This is a genomic window from Variovorax sp. efr-133-TYG-130, assembly GCF_030208835.1.
Taxonomy (GTDB): Bacteria; Pseudomonadota; Gammaproteobacteria; order Burkholderiales; family Burkholderiaceae_C; genus Variovorax.
Genome location: NZ_JARVTD010000031.1, coordinates 16465 through 38494, shown reverse-complemented (window position 1 = coordinate 38494; position 22030 = coordinate 16465). Strand labels below are relative to the sequence as shown.

At 66.6% G+C, this 22030-nt stretch carries 19 protein-coding genes and 1 tRNA gene; 12 read left to right on the top strand and 8 right to left on the bottom strand.

Features of this window, described 5'->3' with window-relative positions:
* Window positions 1-267: 267 nt before the first annotated feature.
* On the bottom strand, window positions 268-1359 hold the full coding sequence (locus QRN67_RS25650; protein ID WP_285414121.1) for an AraC family transcriptional regulator: 1092 nt from the start codon (window positions 1357-1359) through the stop codon (window positions 268-270).
* Between the two features lie 158 nt (window positions 1360-1517).
* The gene (locus tag QRN67_RS25645; RefSeq protein WP_081268852.1) at window positions 1518-2315 is read right to left on the bottom strand and encodes an IclR family transcriptional regulator; all 798 of its coding nucleotides are present in this window, start codon (window positions 2313-2315) and stop codon (window positions 1518-1520) included.
* A 185-nt stretch (window positions 2316-2500) separates the two neighbouring features.
* On the opposite strand from QRN67_RS25645, the gene QRN67_RS25640 reads away from it, so the two are divergent.
* The 12 genes from QRN67_RS25640 to QRN67_RS25585 all read left to right on the top strand — a co-directional run bounded on the left by QRN67_RS25640 (window position 2501) and on the right by QRN67_RS25585 (window position 14578).
* Window positions 2501-4267, top strand: coding sequence for an FAD-dependent oxidoreductase (locus tag QRN67_RS25640; RefSeq protein ID WP_106936807.1), 1767 nt, complete (start codon window positions 2501-2503; stop codon window positions 4265-4267).
* 54 nt (window positions 4268-4321) lie between these two features.
* The gene (locus tag QRN67_RS25635) at window positions 4322-5098 is read left to right on the top strand and encodes an SDR family NAD(P)-dependent oxidoreductase (RefSeq protein WP_285414118.1); all 777 of its coding nucleotides are present in this window, start codon (window positions 4322-4324) and stop codon (window positions 5096-5098) included.
* A gap of 55 nt (window positions 5099-5153) precedes the next feature.
* Window positions 5154-6353 (top strand): ABC transporter substrate-binding protein, encoded by a 1200-nt coding sequence (locus QRN67_RS25630; protein WP_285414116.1) that lies wholly within the window; start codon window positions 5154-5156, stop codon window positions 6351-6353.
* 31 nt (window positions 6354-6384) lie between these two features.
* On the top strand, window positions 6385-7308 hold the full coding sequence (locus tag QRN67_RS25625; RefSeq protein ID WP_081268848.1) for a branched-chain amino acid ABC transporter permease: 924 nt from the start codon (window positions 6385-6387) through the stop codon (window positions 7306-7308).
* On the top strand, window positions 7305-9095 hold the full coding sequence (locus QRN67_RS25620; RefSeq protein WP_081268847.1) for a branched-chain amino acid ABC transporter ATP-binding protein/permease: 1791 nt from the start codon (window positions 7305-7307) through the stop codon (window positions 9093-9095). Before QRN67_RS25625 ends, QRN67_RS25620 begins: the two co-directional genes overlap by 4 nt.
* Before the next feature lie 20 nt (window positions 9096-9115).
* Entirely contained in the window at window positions 9116-9826 is a 711-nt protein-coding gene (locus QRN67_RS25615) for an ABC transporter ATP-binding protein (RefSeq protein ID WP_106936811.1), read from the top strand.
* A gap of 31 nt (window positions 9827-9857) precedes the next feature.
* On the top strand, window positions 9858-10832 hold the full coding sequence (locus QRN67_RS25610; protein ID WP_285414115.1) for an MBL fold metallo-hydrolase: 975 nt from the start codon (window positions 9858-9860) through the stop codon (window positions 10830-10832).
* A gap of 141 nt (window positions 10833-10973) precedes the next feature.
* Window positions 10974-11900, top strand: a complete 927-nt coding sequence (locus QRN67_RS25605) for a DMT family transporter (RefSeq protein WP_285414114.1) — start codon at window positions 10974-10976, stop codon at window positions 11898-11900.
* Between the two features lie 12 nt (window positions 11901-11912).
* Complete coding sequence (locus tag QRN67_RS25600) at window positions 11913-13097, top strand: NADH:flavin oxidoreductase/NADH oxidase (protein WP_285414113.1); 1185 nt, start codon at window positions 11913-11915, stop codon at window positions 13095-13097.
* Window positions 13094-13819, top strand: a complete 726-nt coding sequence (locus QRN67_RS25595) for an EthD domain-containing protein (protein ID WP_285414112.1) — start codon at window positions 13094-13096, stop codon at window positions 13817-13819. Before QRN67_RS25600 ends, QRN67_RS25595 begins: the two co-directional genes overlap by 4 nt.
* A 145-nt stretch (window positions 13820-13964) precedes the next feature.
* Complete coding sequence (locus tag QRN67_RS25590; protein ID WP_285414111.1) at window positions 13965-14228, top strand: hypothetical protein; 264 nt, start codon at window positions 13965-13967, stop codon at window positions 14226-14228.
* Window positions 14229-14260: 32 nt separating this feature from the next.
* Complete coding sequence (locus QRN67_RS25585) at window positions 14261-14578, top strand: hypothetical protein (RefSeq protein WP_106936816.1); 318 nt, start codon at window positions 14261-14263, stop codon at window positions 14576-14578.
* Window positions 14579-14595: 17 nt separating this feature from the next.
* On the opposite strand, the gene QRN67_RS25580 is transcribed toward QRN67_RS25585, so the two are convergent.
* The 6 genes from QRN67_RS25580 to QRN67_RS25555 form a co-directional block, all read right to left on the bottom strand.
* On the bottom strand, window positions 14596-16275 hold the full coding sequence (locus QRN67_RS25580) for a methyl-accepting chemotaxis protein (protein ID WP_285414110.1): 1680 nt from the start codon (window positions 16273-16275) through the stop codon (window positions 14596-14598).
* 122 nt (window positions 16276-16397) lie between these two features.
* Window positions 16398-17069 (bottom strand): site-2 protease family protein, encoded by a 672-nt coding sequence (locus tag QRN67_RS25575; RefSeq protein WP_285414109.1) that lies wholly within the window; start codon window positions 17067-17069, stop codon window positions 16398-16400.
* Window positions 17070-17152: 83 nt separating this feature from the next.
* A complete protein-coding gene (locus QRN67_RS25570) occupies window positions 17153-17401 on the bottom strand; it encodes a hypothetical protein (protein ID WP_081268838.1) in 249 nt (82 codons plus the stop codon).
* Window positions 17402-18164: 763 nt separating this feature from the next.
* The gene (locus tag QRN67_RS25565) at window positions 18165-20249 is read right to left on the bottom strand and encodes a carboxypeptidase regulatory-like domain-containing protein (RefSeq protein ID WP_285414108.1); all 2085 of its coding nucleotides are present in this window, start codon (window positions 20247-20249) and stop codon (window positions 18165-18167) included.
* Between the two features lie 123 nt (window positions 20250-20372).
* Window positions 20373-21461 (bottom strand): helix-turn-helix transcriptional regulator, encoded by a 1089-nt coding sequence (locus QRN67_RS25560; protein ID WP_285414107.1) that lies wholly within the window; start codon window positions 21459-21461, stop codon window positions 20373-20375.
* Window positions 21462-21942: 481 nt separating this feature from the next.
* Window positions 21943-22017: transfer RNA gene (locus QRN67_RS25555), tRNA-Arg, on the bottom strand.
* Window positions 22018-22030: the final 13 nt, after the last annotated feature.

Sequence of the window (22030 nt, the reverse complement as noted above, 5' to 3'; positions counted from 1 at the left end):
CGCTCCCGAAGGAGCGCTTAACGGCGCGGATGCGCCGCGAGGAGGAACTTTCTCTCGAGCAACCGGTAACGTGGGAAGTTTCCTTGGAGGGTCAGAGGATGCCGAAGATCTTCAGGCCGATGATCACGACCAGCGGCACGCCGCAAAGCCAGAGGATGATGCTTTTCATTGTTCAGGTCTCCAAAGCCAACTAAGTAAGCCTGAAGGTTCGCCGCGGCGGCGGCGGGCACATGCGGGAGAAAGCTAGACAAGTGCGTGGGCGAGTGCCTACAGATGCTCGGGGTCGTCGTCCGGCGGCGCGCCTGCTGCCCGCTTCGGCCTGAAGTCGCCGGGCTGCCGGCTGGTCCAGCGCCTGAAGGCCTGGCGGAAGTTGGAACCGTCGCTGAAGCCGAGCCGCGCCGCGATTTCTTCCTGCGTCAGGTCGGTGTCGCGCAGGTAGGCAATGGCCTGGTCCTTCAGCACGTTCGAGCGAAGTCCGCGAAAGGACGTGCCGGCTTCCTGCAGCCTGCGCCGCAAGGTGCGCGGATTCATCTTCAGCTCGCCCGCGATGTCGTCGATGTCCGGCGCGGGCTTTTCCGCGTGCTGTGCCGCAAGCAGCTCGCGCACGCGCGCCTCGATGCTGCCCCGCAAGGAAAGTTTCTTCAGCAGCACTTCGCAGCCGGCGCGCACCATCGCCATGCTGACCGCATTGGCGTGCGGCAACCTGTGCTCGAGCAGGGCCGGATCGAAATGGAAGCCGTCGTGCGGCTGGCCGAAGTGCACTGGGCAGCCGAAGAAATGCTCGTACAGCGAGGCATGGGCGGGCGCGTCGTAGCGCAGCGATATCGCGAGCGCCTTGAAGCCGGGGCCGAAGGCGATCTCGGACATCCGGTAGCCCATGCACAGGGCGAACTCCATGCTCATCTGGTATTCGGTGCTGTGCGGGTTCGAGACCAGCAGCGGGGTGTAGGTCCACCAGGCGCTGCCGCCGGCCTCATGCAACTCGAAGGCGACCATCGGGCCCAGCACCCACTGGTACCTGACCACGAAGTCGGCCAGTTCCCGGTAGGTGCGCGCGCTGCTCATGCCCATGCCCCATACGCCCAGCGAAGCCAGGCTGACGCGCCGGCCCGCCTCGAACGGCGCTTCGGGTCCCGGCGACAGCGCCACCGCATTGCGAAGAATGGTCTGCATCTGCGCATACGAGACCTTCCTCGAATGCGACATCAGCTCGCTTTCGTCGATTCCGGTGCCGTGCAACAGCTCCGATGCCGAGGCGCCGGTCTGCGTCAGCGCCATCACGCAGGCGGCCGTGCCGTGCATGGGATAGCAGCGGTCGTCGGGCGGGGCGACCAGGTTGCGGCGGGTTCCGAACCTCATGAGTGTGTTGGCGGATTCGTTGATGGATGAACGACTCCGATTAAAGAAGACTTCGAACGGCCGCGTTCGATTCGCGGCTGCAAAAGTCACACTCACGCTACCAATTGCGAAGAATTGTCGCTAAAAGTTGACCATTGGTAGTTAACGCGAGGTTAACTTCAGCTGGCCTCGTCGATCGGCACGAAGCCGAGCCTGCGCGAGATTTCGAGCGCGCAGGCTTTCAGCGGCACGGCCACGCGGCCGTTCCAGTCGCTGTCGAAGGTGGCTTCCGGGCCCATGGCCGTGATGCCCAGCACCAGGTTGTTGGTCGAGTCGAACACCGGCGCACAGAAAGCGTCGATGCCGGGAATCGGCTGGCCCAGCGTGCGCGACATGCCGTGCAGGCGGGTTTCGACCAACAGCGCCTCGATCTGCGAGTGCGACAGCTCGGTGGTGGAGCCGCGGCCGTCGGCCGGGCGGGTGCGCGCCAGGTCCTCGAGCATCATCTTCTCGACCACCTTGGGCGGCAGGTAGGCCGCGAACAGCCGCCCGGTGGCCGTGTAGGCCAGCGACATGACGGTGCCGGTGCGCAGGTTCACGTGCAGCGGGTGGATGGGTTCCTCCAGCCGCACGACGGTCGGTCCGAAATTGCCCCACACGGCCACCGCGATGCTCTGTTCGGTTTCCGAGGCCAGCGCCTCGATGAGCGGCGACGCTTCCTTGATCGGGTCGAGCCGCTGCAGCTTGGCCAGACCCAGCTGCAGGGCCAGCGGCCCCAGTTCGTAGCGGCCCGCGCCGTCCTGCACAACGAAGCCCACCTTCAGGAAACTGACGAGGTAGGGGTGTGCCTTGCCCACGGGCACGCCCGCGGCCTTGCCCAGGTCGCGCAGCGCCATCGGCGCGACGTGCCGACCCAGCGCCACGAGCAGCTGCGTTCCGATTTCGACTGACTGAATGCCACGTCTTGGCTTTTCCATGGGGCGCCCGGCGTGGGGAATGAGGGTGGGGGCGAGTATATCCATCAGGGTTTCTACTGATATTGTCACAGCCAATCGATGATGACTGATCATCTGATAGTAACTAAACGACTTGACCATATCAATAACGCTGCCTAAACTCCGCCGCAACTTAAGTCGTACACAAACAAGCGAAACAGGCAGAGATGGAACAGAACACTTTTGAATGCGACGTGCTGGTCGTCGGCAGCGGCGCCTCGGGCATGTCCACCGCCATCACGGCGGCTTCGCAGGGGTTGAAGGTGCTGGTGGTCGACAAGGAGCCGCGCTTCGGCGGCACCACCGCGCGCTCGGGCGGCTGGCTGTGGATTCCGGGCACGCGCCTGGCCACGGAGCAGGGCATCCACGAGCCCGAGGGCGCCGCGCTCACCTACATGAAGCACGAGACCACCACGCACTTCGATGCGGCGCGCGTCGGTGCCTTCCTCGACATGGGCCCCAAGGCCATCGACTTCTTCACGCGCAACACCTGCGTGCAGTTCGACATGCCGCCCGTGTTCCCCGACTACCACGCCGAAGCGCCCGGCGGCCAGCAGGGCGGCCGCTCGATGGTCACGCGCCCGTTCGACGGCCGCGAGCTCGGCAAGCGCGTCAAGCTGCTGGCGCCGCCGCTGCCCGAGCTGACCGTGTTCGGAATGATGTTGGGCTCGGGCCCCGAGATCAAACACTTCATGCGGGCGTTCAAGTCGCCCACCTCGTTCTGGTACGTGACCAAGCGGCTGACCCGCCACTTCCTCGACGTGCTGGGCCACGGCCGCGGCATGACGCTGACCAACGGCAACGCGCTGGCCGGCCGCCTCGCCAAGGCCGCGATGGACCTGGACATTCCCGTGTGGCTTTCTTCGCCGGTGAAGAAGCTCGTGGTCGAGTACGACGGCGTCTCCGGCGCCGTGGTGCAGCACGAAGGCAAGAGCGTGCGCGTGGTCGCCAAGCGCGGCGTGGTGCTGGCCTGTGGCGGCTTCCCGTACGACGTGGAGCGCCGCAAGCAGCTGTTCCCGCACGCACCGACCGGCAAGGAGCACTACTCGCCTTCGCCTTCCACCAACACCGGCGACGGCCTGCGCCTGGCCGAAGCCGTGGGCGGCCGCGTCGACGGCACTATTCCGCATGCCGCCGCGTGGGTGCCGGCCTCTGTCACCACCCGCCCCGACGGCACCAAGGGCGTGATGCCGCACTTCATCGACCGCGCAAAGCCCGGCGTGATCGCGGTCACGCCCAAGGGCAGGCGCTTCGCCAACGAAGGCAACTCGTACCACGACTTCGTGCAGGCGATGGTCAAGGCCTGCGAAAGCGACGGCGAACCCGAAGTCACGGCCTGGCTGCTGTGCGACCACAAGGCGCTGCGCAACTACGGCCTGGGCTGCGTCGCGCCGGCGCCGCTGCCCATCGGCCGCCACCTGAAGAGCGGCTACCTCAAGCGCGGCGCCACCGTCGGCGAACTGGCCAGGGAAATCGGTATTGCGCCGGCCACGCTCGAAGCCACCGTGCAGGAGTTCAACAAGGGCGCGCGCACCGGCGACGACCCCGCCTTCGGCAAGGGCAGCAAGGCCTACAACCGCTACCAGGGCGACGCCAACGTCACGCCCAACCCGTGCGTCGCGCCGCTGGAGAACGGCCCGTACTACGCCATCAGGCTGGTGGTCGGCGACATCGGCACCTTCGCCGGCCTCGTCACCGACGAGAAGACCCGCGTGCTCGACGCCAACCGCCAGCCGATCAAGGGCCTCTACGCCGTCGGCAACGACGCGGCCAGCGTGATGGGCGGCAACTACCCCGGCGCGGGCATCACGCTCGGCCCGGCGCTGACCTTCGGCTACGTGGCGGGCCTGCAGCTCGCGCAGGCCGAGGCCGCCGCGGCGGTGCAGCTGAAGGTGGAGCAGCGCGAAGCCGTGCCCGTGAGCCGCAAGGCCTGAGCCCTCCCGCAATCGAAGCATCCGCATTCCGTACATACATAGAAGGAGACACCGATGGCCTTTCCCTCCAACGTCGCGCCGCGCCTGCTCGAAGGCCGCCTCGCCCTCGTCACCGGCGCGGGGCAGGGCAACGGCCGCGCGCTCGCGCTCGGCCTGGCGCAGGCCGGCGCGCGCGTGGTCGTGACCGACATGAACGAAGCCACCGTGCGCGAGACCGCGCAGCTGGTGCGCAACGAAGGCGGCGAAGCCTGGTCCTTCGTGCTCGACGTGACCGTGCCCGAGGCCTGCCATGCGCTCGCCGAGCGCGTGGGCAAGGAGATCGGCAACGTCGACCTGCTGGTGAACAACGCCGGCATCATCATCCGCGAGACCACCGCGAGCCCGAACGCCGCCGCCAACTGGAAGAAGACCATCGACGTGAACGTGCACGGCACCTTCAACACCACGCTGGCCTTCATTCCGGTGCTCAAGCAGACGAAGGGCTCGATCATCAACATCGCCTCCATCGCCGCCTATGCGGGGCAGGGCGCGAGCCTGGGCTACTCACCGTCCAAGGGCGCCATCAAGATGCTGACGCAGTCGCTCGCGCAAGAGCTGGCGCCGGCCGGCGTGCGCGTCAACGCGCTCGCGCCCGGCGTCATCGAAACGCCCATGACCGCCGCCACGCGCGACAACCCGGGCCGCCTCGAATCGTTCATGACGCGCATCCCCATGGGCCGCGTCGGCCAGACCGAAGACCTCGTCGGCCCGGTGATCTTCCTGGCCAGCGACATGTCGCGCTACGTCACCGGCATCGTGCTGCCGGTGGACGGCGGCTTCCTTGCCGTCTGAGCCGCCTGCGCTTTCCCTTCGCTTCCCCGTCCGTCAATCCATCAGGAGACAAAAAATGAAAACCCTTCGTCTGTACAAGACCCTGCTCGCCGCGGCTGCGTTCGCCGCCTTCACCGCCGGTGCGTTGGCGCAAGACATCAAGCTGGGCTACAACGGCGACCTGTCGGCATCGCCCTCGGCGCAGAGCGGCCAGGCCGCGGTGCTGGGCATGGAAGCGGCCATTGCCGACATCAACGCCGCCGGCGGCGTGCTGGGCAAGAAGCTGGCGCTGGTCACGCGCGACGACGTGTCGGCTCCGCCCAAGTCGATCCAGAACATGAGCGACCTGATCGACAACGAGAAGGTGGTCGCCGTGTTCGGCCCCACCAACTCGGGCAACGCGATGGCGTGGAAGCACATCGCCAACCAGAAGAAGATTCCGGTGCTGGGCAACGTGGGTTCGGGCACCGACATCACCAAGCCCATGAGCCCCGGCGCCGACAACTACATGTTCCGCGTCTCGATGGTCGACCGCGAACAGGTGGCCGCGCTCATGGCCTACGTGAAGAAGAACGCCGCCGGCTCCAAGGTGGTGGGCCTCATGGCCGAGACCACCGGCTACGGCCAGGGCGGCCTGAAGGACATGGAAGAAATCGCCAAGCTGCAGGACATCAAGATCGCGGCCACCGAGCGCTTCGGCGTCGGCGACACCGACATGACCTCGCAGCTGAGCAAGATGAAGGCCGCCAACGTCGACACCGTGGTGGTGTGGGCGCAGGGCACGCCCATCGCGCAGCTGGTGCGCAGCATGGAGAAGATCAACTACTTCCCGCTGACGCTCACCTCCTGGGCCGCCGACAACATCACCTTCTACGACGCGGCCGGCAAGGCGCTGGCCGAGAAGCCGATCTTCATGCGCACCGTGAGCGAGACCCGCACGCCCGCGCAGCAGAAGCTGTTCGACCGCATCGGCAGCAAGCTGAAGGCGCCGGGCTCGTTCTCCTTCGCGCTGCACGGCTATGACTCGATGCAGCTGCTGGCCCAGGCCATGAAGCAGGCCAACAGCACCGACGGCGCCGCCGTGCGTGCCGCGCTCGAAGACCTGAAGACGCCGGTGCAGGGCGTCCTCAAGACCTACGACAAGCCCTTCAGCAAGACCAACCACGAAGCCCTGACCGCCAAGGACCTGGTGTGGATCCGCTGGAAGGACGGCAAGCTGCTGCCCTACAGCGACGCGCTGATCGACGGCCTGAAGCCGGCCGACTTCAAGCAGTAAGCAAAGCAAGAAGCAAGAAGAGACACAGACCATGGTTGTAGCGCTCCTGCAGGCGCTCATCAGCGGGCTCGCCGTCGGCGGTGCCTATGCGCTGGTGGCGCTCGGATTCAGCATCACGTTCACGACGACCAAGACGCTGAACTTCTCGCACGGCGAGTTCGTCTCGGCCGGCGCGTTCATCGGCATGAGCGCTCTGTTCCTGGTGCTGGGCAAGCCTTTCGACTCCACCACCTTCGGCGACGCCATTCCCGGCGCGGGCGCGCAGCTCTTCGCGCTGGTGGCCGCGCTCGGCGTGATGGGGCTGCTGGGCTGGCTGCTCTACGTGCTGGGCGTGCGTCCGTTCGCGGGCCGCCCAGGCATGGCGTGGGTGATGAGCACGCTGGGCTTCGGCGTGATCCTGCAGAGCGTGGGCCTGGCCATCTGGGGCCCCAAGCCCGTGGTGGTGCCCGCGCCGGTGGGCGACACCGTGATCCGCATGTTCGGCGTGGGGGTACGCCCGCAGGAGCTGCTGACGCTGGGCGTGGCGGTGGTCGTGATGTTCGGCTTCGACCGCGTCATGAACCGCACCATGGTCGGCAAGGCCATGCGCGCGGTGGCGCAGAACGGCAACGTGGCCAGCCTGATGGGCATCAACACCAACGCGATGATGATCGGCGCCTTCGTCGTCAGCTCGGCGCTGGCGGGGCTCTCGGGCTTCCTGCTCGCGCCCATCGCGCAGGCATCGCTCTTCATGGGGCTGACCGTGGGGCTCAAGGGCTTCTCGGGCGCGATGATCGGCGGGCTGAGCAATCCGCGCGGCTGCGTGATCGGCGGCTTTTTGCTCGGCGTGCTCGAGTCGATGGTCAACCTGTGGCAGGCGCAGTGGCGTGAGGTGGCGGTGTTCGCGCTCGTCATCCTGGTGCTGGCCTTCCGGCCCACGGGCCTGTTCGGCCGCTCGACGGTGGAGAAGGTATGAAGCGCCTCGCCCACCCCGCCGGCGTGGTCGCGTTCGCGGCCGTGCTGATCGGCATCGTGTCGATGTCCGGCAACGACTACTACCTGCGCATCGCCTTCATGATGTGCGTCTACTACCTGTGCGCCGCCGGCATGAACGTGCTGGTGGGCTACGCGGGACAGAAATCGCTCGGCCAGGCCGGGCTGTTCGCGGCCGGCGCCTACGGCGTGGCGCTGCTGACTTCGCGCACCGACATGGACCCGTGGCTCGCGCTTGCGCTGGCCGCCGTCATCTCCGGCCTGTGCGGCGTGCTCATCGCGCTGCCTTCGCTGCGCGTGAAGGGGCCGTACCTGGCCATGGTCACGCTGGCCTTCGGCATCGTGGTGGAAAAGCTCGTGGGCGAATGGACCGACGTGTTCGGCGGCGCGCAGGGCATCTACGGCATCCGTCCGCTCACCTGGAAGGGCGCGCCGCTGGACACCACGCAGTGGGTCATCCTCGGCATCGTGCTGTGCGCGGCGCTGCACCTGCTGCTGCGCAACCTGCTGGGCGGGCGCTTCGGCCGCGCGCTGCTGTCGCTGCAGGCGGACGAGATCGCCTCGTCTTCGGTGGGCGTGCGCGTGTACCGCGCCAAGGTCATGGCCTTCGTGGTCGCGGCCGTCACCTGCGGCATCGCGGGCGCGCTGGTGGCGCAGCAGAACCAGTACATCAACTCCGACTTCATCACCTTCCACCTGTCGATCTTCATCCTGCTGCTGGTGCTGTTCGGCGGCGCGGGCTCGATGTACGGCCCGCTGGTGGGCGCGGTGCTGCTCACGCTGACCGACGCGCTGCTGGCGCGCTGGCCCTCGGCGCAGCACTTCCTGTACGGCTTCCTGCTGCTGTTCGCGCTGTACGTGATGCCCGGCGGCGTGGTGGGCCTGTTCAACAAGTGGTTCATGAAGTCGCGCCATCGCGGCGAAGGCGCGGGCGGCAACGGCGTGCCCGGCCAGATCGGCCCGGGCGGCGAAGGCGAACTGCTGGTGGTGCAGGGCGTGACCAAGTCCTATGGCGGCGTGAAGCCGGCGCAGGACGTGTCGTTCCGCCTGCAGCGCGGCCACATCCATGCGCTGATCGGGCCCAACGGCGCGGGCAAGAGCACCATGATCAACATGCTCACCGGCGTGATCGAACCCGATGCGGGCGTGATCCGCTTCCTGGGCCAGAACATCGTGGGCCAGCCGGCGCACACCATCTGCTGCCTGGGCATGGGCCGCACCTTCCAGAACCTGCGCCTGTTCGCGGACCTGTCGGTGCTCGACAACGTCATGCTGGGCCGCCACAGCCGAATGAGCAACGGCTTCCTGTCGTCGCTGGTGGCGTGGCCCACCGCCGGCAGGCAGGAGCGCGAGACGCGTGAACGCGCGCTGCAGCTGCTCGACCTGGTCGGCCTCGGCCACCTGGCGCACTGGCCCGCCGGCAGCCTGCCCTACGGCCTGCAGCGCCGCGTGGAGCTGGCGCGCGCGCTGGCCACCGAGCCGCAACTGCTGCTGCTCGACGAGCCCGCCGCCGGCCTGAACCCGCAGGAGACGGCCGAGCTCGGTGAGCTGCTGCTGCGCATCGGCAAATGCGGCGTGTCGATCCTGATGGTGGAGCACCACATGGACCTGGTGATGTCGATCTCCGACCACGTGATCGTGCTCGACTACGGCATCAAGATCGCCGAGGGCAAGCCCGCCGAGGTGCAGGCCAACCCGCGCGTGGTCGAGGCCTACCTGGGCGTGGACGACGAAGAAGAAGAGGCGCTGGCCACGGCCATGCCCGCCTGAGCAGAAAGACCGAAACCATCATGCTGAAAATCGAATCGGTGAAGGTCTCGTACGGCGCCATCGAGGCCGTCAAGGGCGTGAGCCTGGAAGTGCGCGCGGGCGAGGTCGTCACCATCATCGGCGCCAACGGCGCCGGCAAGAGCACGCTGCTCAAGAGCATCGTCGGGCTGGAGCCCGTGGCCGAGGGCCGCGTGCTGATCGACGGCAACGACTGCACCCACGTGCCTTCGCACAAGCGCGTGGGCCTGGGCGTGGCGCTGTCGCCCGAAGGCCGGGGCGTGTTCCCCGACCAGACGGTGCGCGAGAACCTGATGCTCGGCGCCTACTCGCGCCGCAACGACAAGGCCTTCGTGGAGAGCGCCATCGAACGCGAGTTCGCGCGCTTCCCGCGGCTGAAGGAGCGCCAGCACCAGCCTTCGGGCACGCTGTCGGGCGGCGAGCAGCAGATGCTGGCCATTGCCCGCGCGCTCATGAGCGAGCCGCGCCTGCTGCTGCTCGACGAGCCCTCGCTGGGGCTCGCGCCGCTCATCATCAAGGACATCTTCGACGCCATCCGCCAGCTGCGCAGCTCAGGCCTGACCATCCTGCTGGTGGAACAGATGGCCAAGCAGGCGCTGGGCGTGGCCGACCGCGCCTATGTGCTGGAAACCGGCTGCATCACGCTCGAAGGCTCCGGCCGCGAGCTGCTCGACAACCCCAAGGTGAAGTCCGCGTACCTCGGCACGCACTGACGCCACCGCTCACTTCAAAGGACCGCTTCCAATGACCGCCACCACCAAGAAATTCGCCAGCCAGGCCGACCTCGAAGAAAAGAAGGTCTCGTTCACCCGCCTCTCGGAGAACGCCTACGCCTACACCGCCGAAGGCGACCCCAACACCGGCATCTTCATCGGCGACGAGGCCGTGATGGTGGTCGACACCCAGGCCACGCCGGCCATGGCGCAGGACGTGATCCGCCGCATCCGCGAAGTGACGCCGCTGCCCATCAAGTACGTGCTGCTGAGCCACTACCACGCGGTGCGCGTGCTGGGCGCGTCGGCCTACTTCAAGGAAGGCGCCGAGCAGATCATTGCCAGCCGCGACACCTACGACCTGATCGTCGAGCGCGGCGAGCAGGACAAGGCCAGCGAGATCGGCCGCTTCCCGCGCCTGTTCCGCAATGTCGAGAGCGTGCCCGCGGGCCTGACCTGGCCCACCATGACCTTCGACGGCACCATGAGCGTGTGGCTGGGCAAGAGGCTCGAAGTGAAGATCGCGCAAGTCGGCCGCGGCCACACCAAGGGCGACACCATCGCCTACCTGGAAGACCAGAAGATCTGCTTTGCCGGCGACCTGGTCGAATACCAGAGCACCGCCTACGCCGGCGACTGCTACTTCCGCGACTGGCCCACCACGCTCGACCGCCTCGCGGGCTTCGGCTTCGAGAAGCTTGTGCCCGGCCGCGGCGCCGCGCTGGAGAACGCGAGTGACGTGCGCAAGGCCATCGCCTCCACGCGCGCCTTCATCTCCGACGTGTACACGCTGGTCAACAACGGCGTGGCCCAGGGCAAGACGCTGAACGCGATCTACAAGGAAACCGTGGCCGCGCTGCGCCCCACCTACGGCCACTGGGTGATCTTCGACCACTGCATGCCCTTCGACGTGACCCGCGCGTACGACGAAGCCACCGGCCACGTCCACCCGCGCATCTGGACCGCCGAGCGCGACATCGAGATGTGGAACGAACTGGAAGGTTGACCACCCCCAGCCTCGCCCACTTCGTGTGGCTCGGACACCCCCTCGCGGGGGCGCACCCTGCGGCCCGGCAGAGCCGGTTCCGCGGGCGCTCCCGAAAGGCCCACGCTTCGCGGGGCGCGCACTGCTCCTCGAACATCTGAAATGAAACAGTCCACACCGCCACCTGGCGCGACACCCGCCGCCGTGCAGGGCTGGATGCTCCTGGCGATGGTGCTGTGGGGCGTGAACGTGTCCGCCGTGAAGGCGCTCACCACGTCCTTCGAGTCGCTGCCGCTGGCCGCGCTGCGCATGGCGGTGGCGTGCGTGGCGCTGTCGGCCATCGTGCTGTGGCGCCGGGGCGGCGTGCCCGCGCTTGGCGCGCGGCAGCTCGCGGCCATGACGGGCTGCGCGTTCCTCATGGTCTATGCCAACCAGATCCTGTTCGCGCAGGGCCTGCTGCGCTCCACCGCCACCAACGGCGCGCTCATCATGGCGCTGAGCCCGCTGGTGTCGGCGCTGATGGCCGCGCTGGTGTTCCGTGAAAGCCTCACGCCCCGGCGCATGCTGGGCGTGGCGCTGGGCTTCGCGGGGGTGGCGGCCGTGGTGCTGAGCCACCCGGGCGCGGGGCTGTCGCGTGCCGGCATCGGCGACCTGATGCTGGCGCTGGGCGTGGTGAGCTTCGCGATCGGCGGCGTGGGCGTGCAGCGGCTCGCGCGGCAGATCGATCCGCTGTCGATCAGCTGGGTCATCTACATGATCGGCACCGCCATGCTGGTGCTGCACACCCTGCTCGGGCCTTCGCGGCTGGGCGCGGCCGAGCTGTTTCCCGGCGCGTGGCCGTGGGCGCTGGTGCTGTTCTCCGGCATTGCCGCCACCGCGGCGGGCAACCTCATCTGGAACCGTGCGATCTCCGTCATCGGCGTGGCGCGCACGGCCGTCTTTCTTTACTGGGTGCCGGTGTTCGGCGTCGCGTTCGCGGCGCTGCTGCTGGGCGAAGCGCTCACGTGGTGGCACCTGCTCGGCTTCGTCGCCGTGATGAGCGGCACCTGGCTGGGCACGCGGCCCGCCGCCACGGCCGTCGCGCCCTGATCCCTGCCATTCATGTCCGACTCTCTTCCCCTGCTGTTCCAGCCTTTGCAACTGCGCGGCCTCACGCTGGCCAATCGTGTCGTCATCTCGCCCATGTGCCAGCACGCCGCCGACCGTGGCCATGCCACGCCGTGGCACATGGTGCACCTGGGCAAGTTCGCGCTCGGCGGTGCGGGGCTGATCCTCACCGAGAGCACCGCGGTCGATCCGCGCGGGCGCATCGGCACTGCCGACCTCGGGCTGTGGAACGACAGCCAGATCGCGCCGCTGAAGGCCGTGGTCGACTTCGTGCATGCGCAGGGCAGCGCCATCGGCGTGCAACTGGCGCACGCGGGGCGCAAGGCCGGCAGCCAGCCGCTGTGGGAAGGGGGCGCGGCGCTGGACGACGCGCGCATGGCCGCCGACGAGGAACCCTGGGAGCGCCTGGGCCCGAGCGCGCTCGCGGCGGGACCTGGCTGGTCGGCGCCACGCGCGCTGGACGCGGACGGCGTCGCCTCGGTCGTGCAGCACTTCGTCGATGCGGCGGTGCGCGCGGACAAGGCGGGCTTCGACGTGGTCGAGCTGCACTTCGGGCACGGCTACCTCGTGGCGAGTTTTCTGTCGCCCAACGCCAACCACCGGAGCGACGCGCTCGGCGGCAGCCGCGACAACCGCATGTGGCTGGCGCTGGAAATCGCGCGGCGCGTGCGTGCCGCATGGCCTGCGCACAAGCCGCTGTTCTGCCGCCTGTCGGCGGTGGACGGCACGCTCGACGGCTGGGGCCTGGACGACTCGGTGGTGCTCGCGCGCGAGCTCAAGCGCTGCGGCGTCGACGTGATCGACTGTTCTTCCGGCGGTCTCACGGAAGAGACGCGCGCGCTGCCGGTGCCGCGCGGGCTGGGCTTCCAGGTGCCGTTCTCGGCGCGCATCCGGCGCGAGGCGCAGGTGCCCACGCAGGCCGTCGGCATGATCGTCGACGCGCAGCAGGCCGAGGCCGTGCTCGCCGCCGGCGACGCCGACCTGATCGCGCTGGGCCGCGAGGCGCTGTTCGACCCCTACTGGCCGCACCACGCGGCCGCCGCGCTCGGCGCGGACCCCGGCTACGAACGCTGGCCGGTGCGCCACGGCGTGTGGCTGGCCAAGCGCGCGCCGGGCCTGGCGCGCGCGCGGGCCGAAGCGGCGGCGGCATCCAGCGACAAGGAGACAGGCACCCAATGACCGAACCGACCAGCACCGCAGCAACCACCACCACCAGCCTGCGCATGGGCCTGATCCGCAAGAAGCCTGCGTGGACCGACGAAGCCTTCCGCACTCACTGGCGCGACAGGCACGGCCCGCTGGTGGCGCAGTTGCCCACGCTGCGCGCCTACCGGCAGAACCTGGTGGTCGACCGGCTGCAGCGCGGCATCGATTTCGCGCGCGGGCCGTGGGACTTCGACGGCTTCTCGCAACTGCGCTTCGACGAGGCCGCGCAGGCGTCGCAAGCCTTCGGCCACGGCGAACTGGCGGCTGCCATCCGCGCCGACGAAGAGCACTTTCTGGGCGGCCTGCACATCGTGAGCGTCGCGCAGACCGAAGTCATCGCGCTGCCGCCCGAGCCCCATGGCCTGCTCAAGCGCATCTCGCTGCTGCGCCGGCCGGCCGCGCAATCCGAAGAAGACTTCCGCCGCGAATGGCGCGTGCATGCCGACCATGTGCGCCGCATGCCGGGCGTGAGCGGCTACCGCCAGAACGTGGTGACCGCGCGCGAGTTCGTGAAGGGCACGCCCTGCGGCTATCCGGAGCTGCCCATCGACGGCATCGTCGAGCTGTGGTTCGAGAACACCGACACGCTGAACGCCGCCTTCGCGTCGCCGCAGGGTCGGGTGACGATGGCGCATGCGCTCACCTTCCTGGCGGAGATCACGGCCTTCGTGGTGGAAGAGCACCGCGTGGTGTGAGCGCGCGGCGCACGACGGCGCGCCAGTTAACCCGTTCATGGGATTGACCCGGCCGGTGCCATGGCGACACTGGGCCGACAAAAACTCCAACCCACGGACATGCCCGCTTCGCACGATGGCAGGCAGTCTTCGAGCGCGCGCGCCCTTGACCTCACATCCCATTTCCGTCGACCTGAAGGGCGGCTGGTCCTGTTCGTTCCACTTCAAGCAGGGCGTGAGCGGCGGCTACGCCGGCGTGGCCGAGATCGCGCTGGACGGCCTGCGGCATGGCGAGGTCGTGATCATGGCCCAGCCCTCGCTCGACGCCGCCGTCGAGCGCATGAAGCTGCGCGCCAGCCAGTTCGTCAGCGCGCGATCGGTCGACGGGGCGCACAAGCCGTGGCGGGAGCGGGCGGAAGCGCAAAAGTAATATCCGGCCTCGACAACACCGGAGCAGCAGGCATGGGGCGGATCTTCTTCATCGGCATCGTCATGGCAGCCGCCGCGTGCGCGGCATCCGCCCAGACGCGCAAGCCGTTTCCACCCGGCGTGGTGGGCGTGATGCGCATCGACGCCGGCACCGAGTACGTTTTTCTCGACCGGCCCACCACCGTGGGCGGCGCATGCAAGGGGTGGAAGGCGGTGTCGATCCAGGCGCCCGGCCCGGCGGGCTCGGGCCTGACCAACCTCATGTGCTGGAAGGAATCGAACGGGCAACTGCTGACCGCGACAGAAGCCAAGGTCACGCCGCAGGTCGCGTCGATGGACCTGATTCGCTGATTCGCCGATGCGGCTGCTCAGGCCGGCAGCAGGCGGTCCTTGGGCGTTGCTGCGAGCCGCGCCTTGCGGGCCGGCGTATTGCCCCGGGCCGGCAGCCATTGCGCGTCTTGCCGCGCGGCCTCGCCGTCGCCCGGCAGCACGAACTGGCTGATCAGCGCCTCGAGGCTGCGTGCCTGGTCGCGCAGGCCTTGCGACGCGGCGGCCGACTCTTCCACCAGCGCCGAGTTCTGCTGCGTCATGCGGTCCAGCCGAGAGACGGCGGTGTTGATCTGGCCGATGTCGCGCGTCTGCGCATGCGTGGCCTCGGTGATGTCGTTCACCGTGCCCGCCACCTGCCGGATCGACGCCATGATGCGGCCCATCGTCTGCCCCGCGCTGTCGGCCAGCTGCGTGCCGGCCTCGATGCGCTGCACCGAGTTTTCGATCAGCCCCTTGATCTCCCGCGCCGCCGCCGCCGAGCGCGTGGCCAGCTGCCGCACCTCGGCCGCCACCACCGCGAAGCCCCGGCCCGATTCGCCGGCGCGCGCGGCTTCCACCGCCGCGTTGAGCGCGAGGATGTTCGTCTGGAACGCGATGCCGTCGATCACGCCGATGATGTCGGCCATCTTGTGCGAGGCGCGGTGAATGTCCTGCATCGTGCCGACCACCTGCGACACCACCTCGCCGCCCTGCGCCGCCACCGTGGCCGCGGCGCCCGCCATCTGCTCGGCCCGGCCCGCGGCCTCGCTCGACTGCGCCACGTTGCGCATCACCAGCTCCAGCGCGGCAGCCGTCTGCTGCAGGCTCGACGCGGCTTCTTCCGTGCGCGACGAAAGTTCCGAATTGCCCTGCGCCATGTCGCCGGCCGCCACGCGCACGTTCTGCACCGACTCGCGCACGCGTTCGACCAGTTCGCGCAGCGCGCCCTGCATTGCGCCCAGCGCCTGCAGCATCTGCCCGGCCTCGTCGCGGGCGTGGCCCTCGATGTCCTGCCGCAGGTCGAGGCTGGCGACGCGCTGGGCCGTTTCGCCGGCCGCGCGGATCGGCCTGCTGATGCTGCGCACCAGCCACTGCGCCAGCACCGCGCCCACCAGCAGCGCCGCCGCGCAGAACACCACCAGCGCCAGCCGCGCCGAAGCGCTCAGGCCGTCGATGCGGGCGTCGGCTGCATCCATGGCGTCGCGCTGCGCCTGCGCGAGCCTGGACACCGCCGCCAGCAGCGCGGCCGAGCCCGGCTGGAAGCGCTGCGAATAGACGTTGCGGATGCGCTCTGTCAGGCCCGAGTCGCGCGCAGCGATCAGCTCTTTCACGGCCGCCTTGAAGTCGGTGCCCGGGGTTTCGATCTGCGCGAGCAATGCGCGGTCGGGCTCGGACTTCAGGCGCTGGCCGACCTGCTGCATCAGCGCGTTGTATTGCTTCTCCGTCGCCTGGATGTCGGCCGCGAGGATCTCGCCGACCTCGGGCTCGGAGCTCAGCGCCATCGCCTTGTAGCGCTCGGCGTTGATCGCCTGCAGCCGGTAGGCGTCGACCACCAGGCGTTCGGACACGCCGTTGTGCTGGATGGCTTCATGCGTGGCGCCGGTCACCTTGGCCAGCGACCAGATGCCGATGCCCGAGCCCGCAAGGGTCAGCAGCAGCACGACGCTGAAAGTGGCCAGCAGCCGGCGGCCGAGGATGTTGAGGGGGCGGGGAGGGCGCGGGTCGGTGGCGGAAGTCACGGGGGCTGCGATGAAGAAGAAGGCTGGGAACGTTCCCGCGCCCGATTGGAGCCGTGCCGTGTTACCGGGAATTAACAGTTGGGGCCGCAGGACTTTGCGGCCTTGCTTTCTTCGTCTTTGCTTCAGCGTGCGAGGAGCACGCCGATGGCCACGATCCATGCCGCGCCCAGCGCGATCGCCAGCCACGCGGACCATTGCATCAGCAGCTCCTTCCAGCGCGGCTGATCGTGCGGACACGGGTCGAGCAACGCCAGCAAGGCCTGGCCGCCGCCCATCGTCGGCAGCGGAAGCAGGTTCAGCGCGGCGAACTTCGCTGCGAGCATGCCGAGCAGCGCTGCGAAGCCGAGCGACCCTGCATGCGTCGCGCCGCCAAGCAGATGCTGCGCGGTGGAGAGCGGCGAGAGCGCGCCCGTGACGATCTGCGCAAAGCCGTTGACGATGCTGCCCCATGCCGCGTCGGGCCGCAACGCGAAGGCCACGGCGATGAGCGCTGCAATGCCCGACAGCGGCAGCAGCACGCGCACCGCGCGCGGCTGGGTGTCGAAGGCGTCGTCGGCCCAATCGGGCGCGGCGTTGTTCGGCTTGGTGTCGGTGAGCGTGTTCTTGAGCATGACCGCGCCGCCGAACGGCAGCGCGCGCAGGCGGAAGATGCCCATGGACAGCAGAGTCGGGCCGAAGCCCAGCGACACCTCGCGAACCGTGATGCCGAGCACGCGCGCGAGGACGGCCATCACGGTGATGTGAAGCGCGGCCAGCAGGGCGATGGCGGCGATGAACTGCAGGGTGAGGGACATGGCGGAACGAAGGCAGGGAACACAAGCGGGTGCTTGCGGTGCGGGCGATGTTAGCTTTGGGATCGGCCGCTGCTGCCTGCCCCTTATCGCTCGCGCGGGATGCAGACCTGGATCAGGTTCATCACTTCTCTCGCCAATTCCGATGCGAGCCAGAACACGTTGCCGCGATGTTCCGGTCCTGCGTCTTCCTGCTGCGGCGGGCCGTTGCCGTGGCAGTAGCAGAGCAGCGAATAGAGCTGCGTGCTCTTTTCCTCCAGGAGCGTTGCTGCGTCGGGCGGGGCCTCTGCGTGAGCCAGGGGCGTGGAGGGGCGGGCTATATTTGGGGTAGCCATTTGGGGTGCTTCCTTTTCGAGGTTTGGGCACTTCACTTGGTCAGACGGCCGGGTTGTTGACGCATCCCGGCCGTCGCCTTTTGATACCTCGCATTTGCATCGATGCGGCGGCGCGCCGATGACCCGCTGCGAGGCGGTGCGGTTCATTCGTTCGGGTGCTTGAGGGGGATGCGCTCCTTGGCCACTTGGTGGGGTGTTGGGGGACGAGGGCGTTTACTGTAGAGACGAATGGGGGCGCATAGGCAACAGGGAATGCCCAGTAGTTCTCGGATCGGATGGGAAAGTGACACTCGGCGATGTCGCGTCACAAAGGGATGACCTTCGTTGGCAATCACCAGCAGGCAAGGAGAGCGCCGAGTCCCGCGAATGGTGAAGTTCAGCGCTCGCTGTCGGCGCGGTCGGGCTTGCCCACGAATGATCGCAAGCCGGTTCGGTGGCGCATCTGGAGCCAGGAAGTCTGGAATCGTGCGCGGCGTCCGGCGCGGACGAGTAAGAAACTCGACTTGCCATTCCGCCACTCGCCTCGTTTTCACGTGTCGGTACTTGCCGGGAGAGGGCTCGTCGGTTTATTCCTCTTGCACGATCAGGGCGAGCGGTTTCTCTGCGCCTATGGAGACATGAGCCGGTCGGAAAATACGCAGCGCAAGTTCTGGGCTTGCGCGTAGCGGGCGCGAGGCACAGTGCTTGACGTGTGCCGCCGACTTTCTTGAATCAGTTGAAGACCGCCGCCCGATCCATTGGCCGGGCAGCCGCCTCATCAGCTTTATTGCAGCTTGTATACCCCGATCGATGTGCTGAACTCCATTTGCTTCCGGTTTGTGCCCTGTAGCTGGAAGGTGTTGAGTGTCGAGTTCTTCGCGTACTTTGTGGCGTCGCTGCTGTCGCAGTGCTTGTCAGATGCCGTCTGCGCTGAGCAGTAGACGACCGTCTTGCGGGCGCTGCTCGGGAACGTCGATGAATCGTTGAAGCCAGCGCCGTTCTGACCTGCAGTGGTGCTGCCGTAGGGCGCATTGCCAAACACCGAGAGTTGAGTGGGCGGCAACGCTCCTTCAGGAACTACCCAGCCATCCTGGCCGTCGGAGGGACCGCTGAAATTGAGCGACATTGGCGCGTTTACAAGAAGATAGCCGGTGCTCGAACCGGCCTTCAGGAAGTCACGCAACCCATCCGATAAGCGTGCCAGCGGCCACTGCCGCAATTCTCCAATAGTCAGCGCACGAGAAAGCGTGCGGGTTGTTTGTGTCACATTGGGCTTGGCAGTGTCCGTATGAAAGAACTCGATACTCCAGACACCCTGGTTAGTCAGCGCTGCGATTTGCATGTCGCTGTACGGAGGCTCCGCATAGGTCAGTGAACCTTCCTTGTCGGCCGGATTTCCCCCGGTGCTTGCGCTCACGTATTCGCCTCGCAACCGGTACACCGAGCTTCCTGTAACGGTGCCGTTGGGCTTGCCGAATCTCAGTGACGAATAGCCAACGCTGGGCAGGAAAGTCAATTGCGTTCCCCATGGTGCTGTCACCACGGCCTTCTGGAAAATCGGATTGCCGTTGTTGTCAGTGAGGTTGGGGATGGTTACGTCATACCCCGAGCCGTAGTGGCTGAACCCGGGAGTGTTGAGCAAGTCCCGTCGCTGCTGGTACGGCTGCACGGTAGCCCGATATGCATAACCATTGCCAACGAGCTTGAGCTTGCCGTTGACCTTGCGCGCGCCCAGCGTTTCGAAGGCGGTGGCACCCTGTGCATCCTTCGTGCGGTAGCTCAGCACCATGTCGCCGTTCGGCCGGAAAAACTCTACATTGCCCTGATCCCACTGGAGCCCAGTGGCGCCGCCGCGAAACAGGCTCGCAAACGCTCCGGTGTTGGAGGCTGATCGACCTACTGTGGCCCCGTTGCTATAGAAGGTCGAAGGGTCTTCGCCAACGAAGAGTTCGCGGCAAACGCTTGCGGCAATGTCCGCAGGCCCGCCCACAGCGTTACCGGAATCGTCGCTGGCTGTACGCACCCGTTGCGTCAGCGGCACGCCGTAGCAGTCGGTAAGGCGTTTGAACAAGTCTGCCAGTACGTCCGGTGGAGGTACGTCAGCCACCTTTACTGCGGCGTCAATCTTAGGAATGCTGGCATCGTCGCTACGAAAACGAATGCTGGCCGGCGTGCCGTCAGCCGTCTTGACGGTGATCTCGATATTGGCGGCGGTACCGTCCGGGCGAGCCGTGACGCTCAAAGAGTCCAGCAGCTTGTCTTGTCCGGTGCCATCGGCCACCATGACATCGGACAGCAAGTTTCCCGCCGTCAGGCCCAGGCTGCCGAGAACTGGCTGCAGGGCAGCATTCAACGCTGCCACCTGTTCGGAGAGCGTTTCGGGGGTGACAGTCTCTGGCTTGCTCTGCAGCGCACCGACAAGACTTGCGGGATTTCCGTTTGGTGAGAGCCGGGACACCACGACGGTGGTCAGAGGCGTGACATTCGCGATGCCGGACGTTGTTGCTGCCACACTGTAAAAGACCTGATCGTCTCTCGATGCGCGGACGGCCAGCGGTGCCTTGGTACCTGCCGGCAGCGAGCAACTGTAGACACCCCTGTCATCTGTCTCGGTATTGCAAACGGTGGCACCAGTGGCATCGGCGATGGTGATGGCCGCCTTGGCGAAGGGTGCGCCGGTCGCCGCGACGCCGGCAAGTGTCGTGGGCGTGGCCGTGCCTTTGGCGGGCGGTGCTGGGGATCCTGATGTGCTGGCCGGGGGCAAGAAGAACCCACCGCCGTCTCCACCCCCGCCCCCGCCGCAGCCACCTACGGCCAGCAATCCGGCCCCGGCAATGCACAACAACTGTCGTCTGATCGACTCTCTCATTTTTGGCTCCTCGCGAAAAAATCTGTATTACTGAATGGCGTGTTTCCACAGCCGCGCAGTCTTCAGAAAAATCGGCACGAGGGCATCATCAAAATGAGTTACGGGAGCAGACTTATGCTCCTCTCAGTCCTGAATTTCGAGCGCGGCGCGAACCAGATCGATCTGTCTTGTGCAATTCATCTTGAGCATCAATGTCGCTACCTGCTTTCTCACGGTGTGGATGGACACCCCGCTGTTTCTTGCGTAATTGCTCACTGAAACTCCAGAGGCCAGCGCATGCAGGACGCGCGCCTCCGCCAGCGTGACACCGAGCTCCTGCAAAAGCCGCTCTGGCGATGCCACTGTCCGCTGTGCGGCGCGGCGAAGTCGAATGAAAACCAACGGCTCTTCACCAAGGCGAAGCAGCGGATTGGCGCGCACCAGTTCCAGATGAACCGGCAGGCCCGTGCGGCAGTCGCGGAAAACGAGCTGCCGAACCTGGCCGGTGACACTCGCCTCAAGCAAGGTGGCCTCCAACCGCGAACGTTCGGCCAGGCCATGGTGAGAAATCCGGCCACCTGTAACGATGACGCCGCTTCGCGAATCGAATAGCTCCTTCGCTGCCGGCGATGCATGGACGATCTGGCCCGAGCTGTGTACCAAGCAACTGGCCTCGGCAAAAGCGTCAAAAGCGGTGTCTGTGGTTGACAACCACGACGCTGCGTGAGCCCGCCGCCGTTCCACGGCTTGTTGCAATGCCTGCGTATATGTACGAATCCGCTCACTGTTAAGGAAGGACAACAGCCCATCCTTCGACGACTCTCTCTGAAAGCCCAAGCTGGTTCGACGGCTGGGACCATTCTCAAAAATAAACGAGTAAAGCTGCCTCATGCGGTGCTTGCACATGAAGTCGACGTAGTAGGCGCTACGCTGCCGCTTCGGTTCAGGAATAAGAATCTGCGTATCGAGCCAAGTACCCGGTGGCTTAGCCACTCCAGGTAGCGTCATCACGTCTTCGGTATGGAAATGGTCTTCATAGTCTCGGACCGCCGCGGCGTCAGCTCCAGACTGCTGGACGTCGACGACGTCTTCGCCATTGAAGATGATGAGCACAGCTGCATCGCTCCCCACCAATCGATTGGCTGTCGAAAGAACAGAGGACCAGGAGGGCGTCTGCGCCGAGAGTTCGCTAAGCGCTTCCAGCGCACTGCGCAATTCCATATCGAGTTGCATGCAAACTTCCCTCCTACGTGGAAATAATGCACCAAGGCGCGTTTGGACGCCACTATCGTTGCCGTCGCACGAGCCAATCCGATGGCTGTCCGACAACAAAGTAACGCTCTTCTTGCCTCAATTTTGAATTTTGGGGCGTGCCTGCGCTATTGCAGGATCAGGTGAAACGTGGGCTGCTTTTCAAGCGCACCTGCTTGCAGCTGAGAAAGCGGCAGGGGCACTGTCCAAGGCGCACGATTCACCAGTAGCTCAGCAGATGGCGCGGTTCTGCGATCAACGGCGCACGTAGCACTGCGCGCGCGGGGCTGCCGCTGGAACATAGAGAAAGTTTTATTTGCTTCCTGCGCATTTGCCGGCGACAGATGGTCTGCTATCTGGGACCTGCAGGCCGCGATGCTCAAGGCGGCATAGCGGTGGAAACACCCGCTGACTAAAAAACGCACGGCTGAGGAGCTAGCGGCTTTTGGATGCTGACTATGTGTGGTGCCTTCGACAGGAATCGAACCTGTATCTGAGTCTTAGGAGGACCCCGTTCTATCCATTGAACTACGAAGACAGAGGGCAGCGGC

Bases quoted from the DNA above. Each gene is read 5' to 3' on its own strand.
- QRN67_RS25650 (WP_285414121.1), bottom strand. From the start codon at position 1,359: ATGAGGTTCGGAACCCGCCGCAACCTGGTCGCCCCGCCCGACGACCGC.
- QRN67_RS25645 (WP_081268852.1), bottom strand. From the start codon at position 2,315: ATGGAAAAGCCAAGACGTGGCATTCAGTCAGTCGAAATCGGAACGCAG.
- QRN67_RS25640 (WP_106936807.1), top strand. From the start codon at position 2,501: ATGGAACAGAACACTTTTGAATGCGACGTGCTGGTCGTCGGCAGCGGC.
- QRN67_RS25635 (WP_285414118.1), top strand. From the start codon at position 4,322: ATGGCCTTTCCCTCCAACGTCGCGCCGCGCCTGCTCGAAGGCCGCCTC.
- QRN67_RS25630 (WP_285414116.1), top strand. From the start codon at position 5,154: ATGAAAACCCTTCGTCTGTACAAGACCCTGCTCGCCGCGGCTGCGTTC.
- QRN67_RS25625 (WP_081268848.1), top strand. From the start codon at position 6,385: ATGGTTGTAGCGCTCCTGCAGGCGCTCATCAGCGGGCTCGCCGTCGGC.
- QRN67_RS25620 (WP_081268847.1), top strand. From the start codon at position 7,305: ATGAAGCGCCTCGCCCACCCCGCCGGCGTGGTCGCGTTCGCGGCCGTG.
- QRN67_RS25615 (WP_106936811.1), top strand. From the start codon at position 9,116: ATGCTGAAAATCGAATCGGTGAAGGTCTCGTACGGCGCCATCGAGGCC.
- QRN67_RS25610 (WP_285414115.1), top strand. From the start codon at position 9,858: ATGACCGCCACCACCAAGAAATTCGCCAGCCAGGCCGACCTCGAAGAA.
- QRN67_RS25605 (WP_285414114.1), top strand. From the start codon at position 10,974: ATGAAACAGTCCACACCGCCACCTGGCGCGACACCCGCCGCCGTGCAG.
- QRN67_RS25600 (WP_285414113.1), top strand. From the start codon at position 11,913: ATGTCCGACTCTCTTCCCCTGCTGTTCCAGCCTTTGCAACTGCGCGGC.
- QRN67_RS25595 (WP_285414112.1), top strand. From the start codon at position 13,094: ATGACCGAACCGACCAGCACCGCAGCAACCACCACCACCAGCCTGCGC.
- QRN67_RS25585 (WP_106936816.1), top strand. From the start codon at position 14,261: ATGGGGCGGATCTTCTTCATCGGCATCGTCATGGCAGCCGCCGCGTGC.
- QRN67_RS25575 (WP_285414109.1), bottom strand. From the start codon at position 17,069: ATGTCCCTCACCCTGCAGTTCATCGCCGCCATCGCCCTGCTGGCCGCG.
- QRN67_RS25570 (WP_081268838.1), bottom strand. From the start codon at position 17,401: ATGGCTACCCCAAATATAGCCCGCCCCTCCACGCCCCTGGCTCACGCA.
- QRN67_RS25565 (WP_285414108.1), bottom strand. From the start codon at position 20,249: ATGAGAGAGTCGATCAGACGACAGTTGTTGTGCATTGCCGGGGCCGGA.
- QRN67_RS25560 (WP_285414107.1), bottom strand. From the start codon at position 21,461: ATGCAACTCGATATGGAATTGCGCAGTGCGCTGGAAGCGCTTAGCGAA.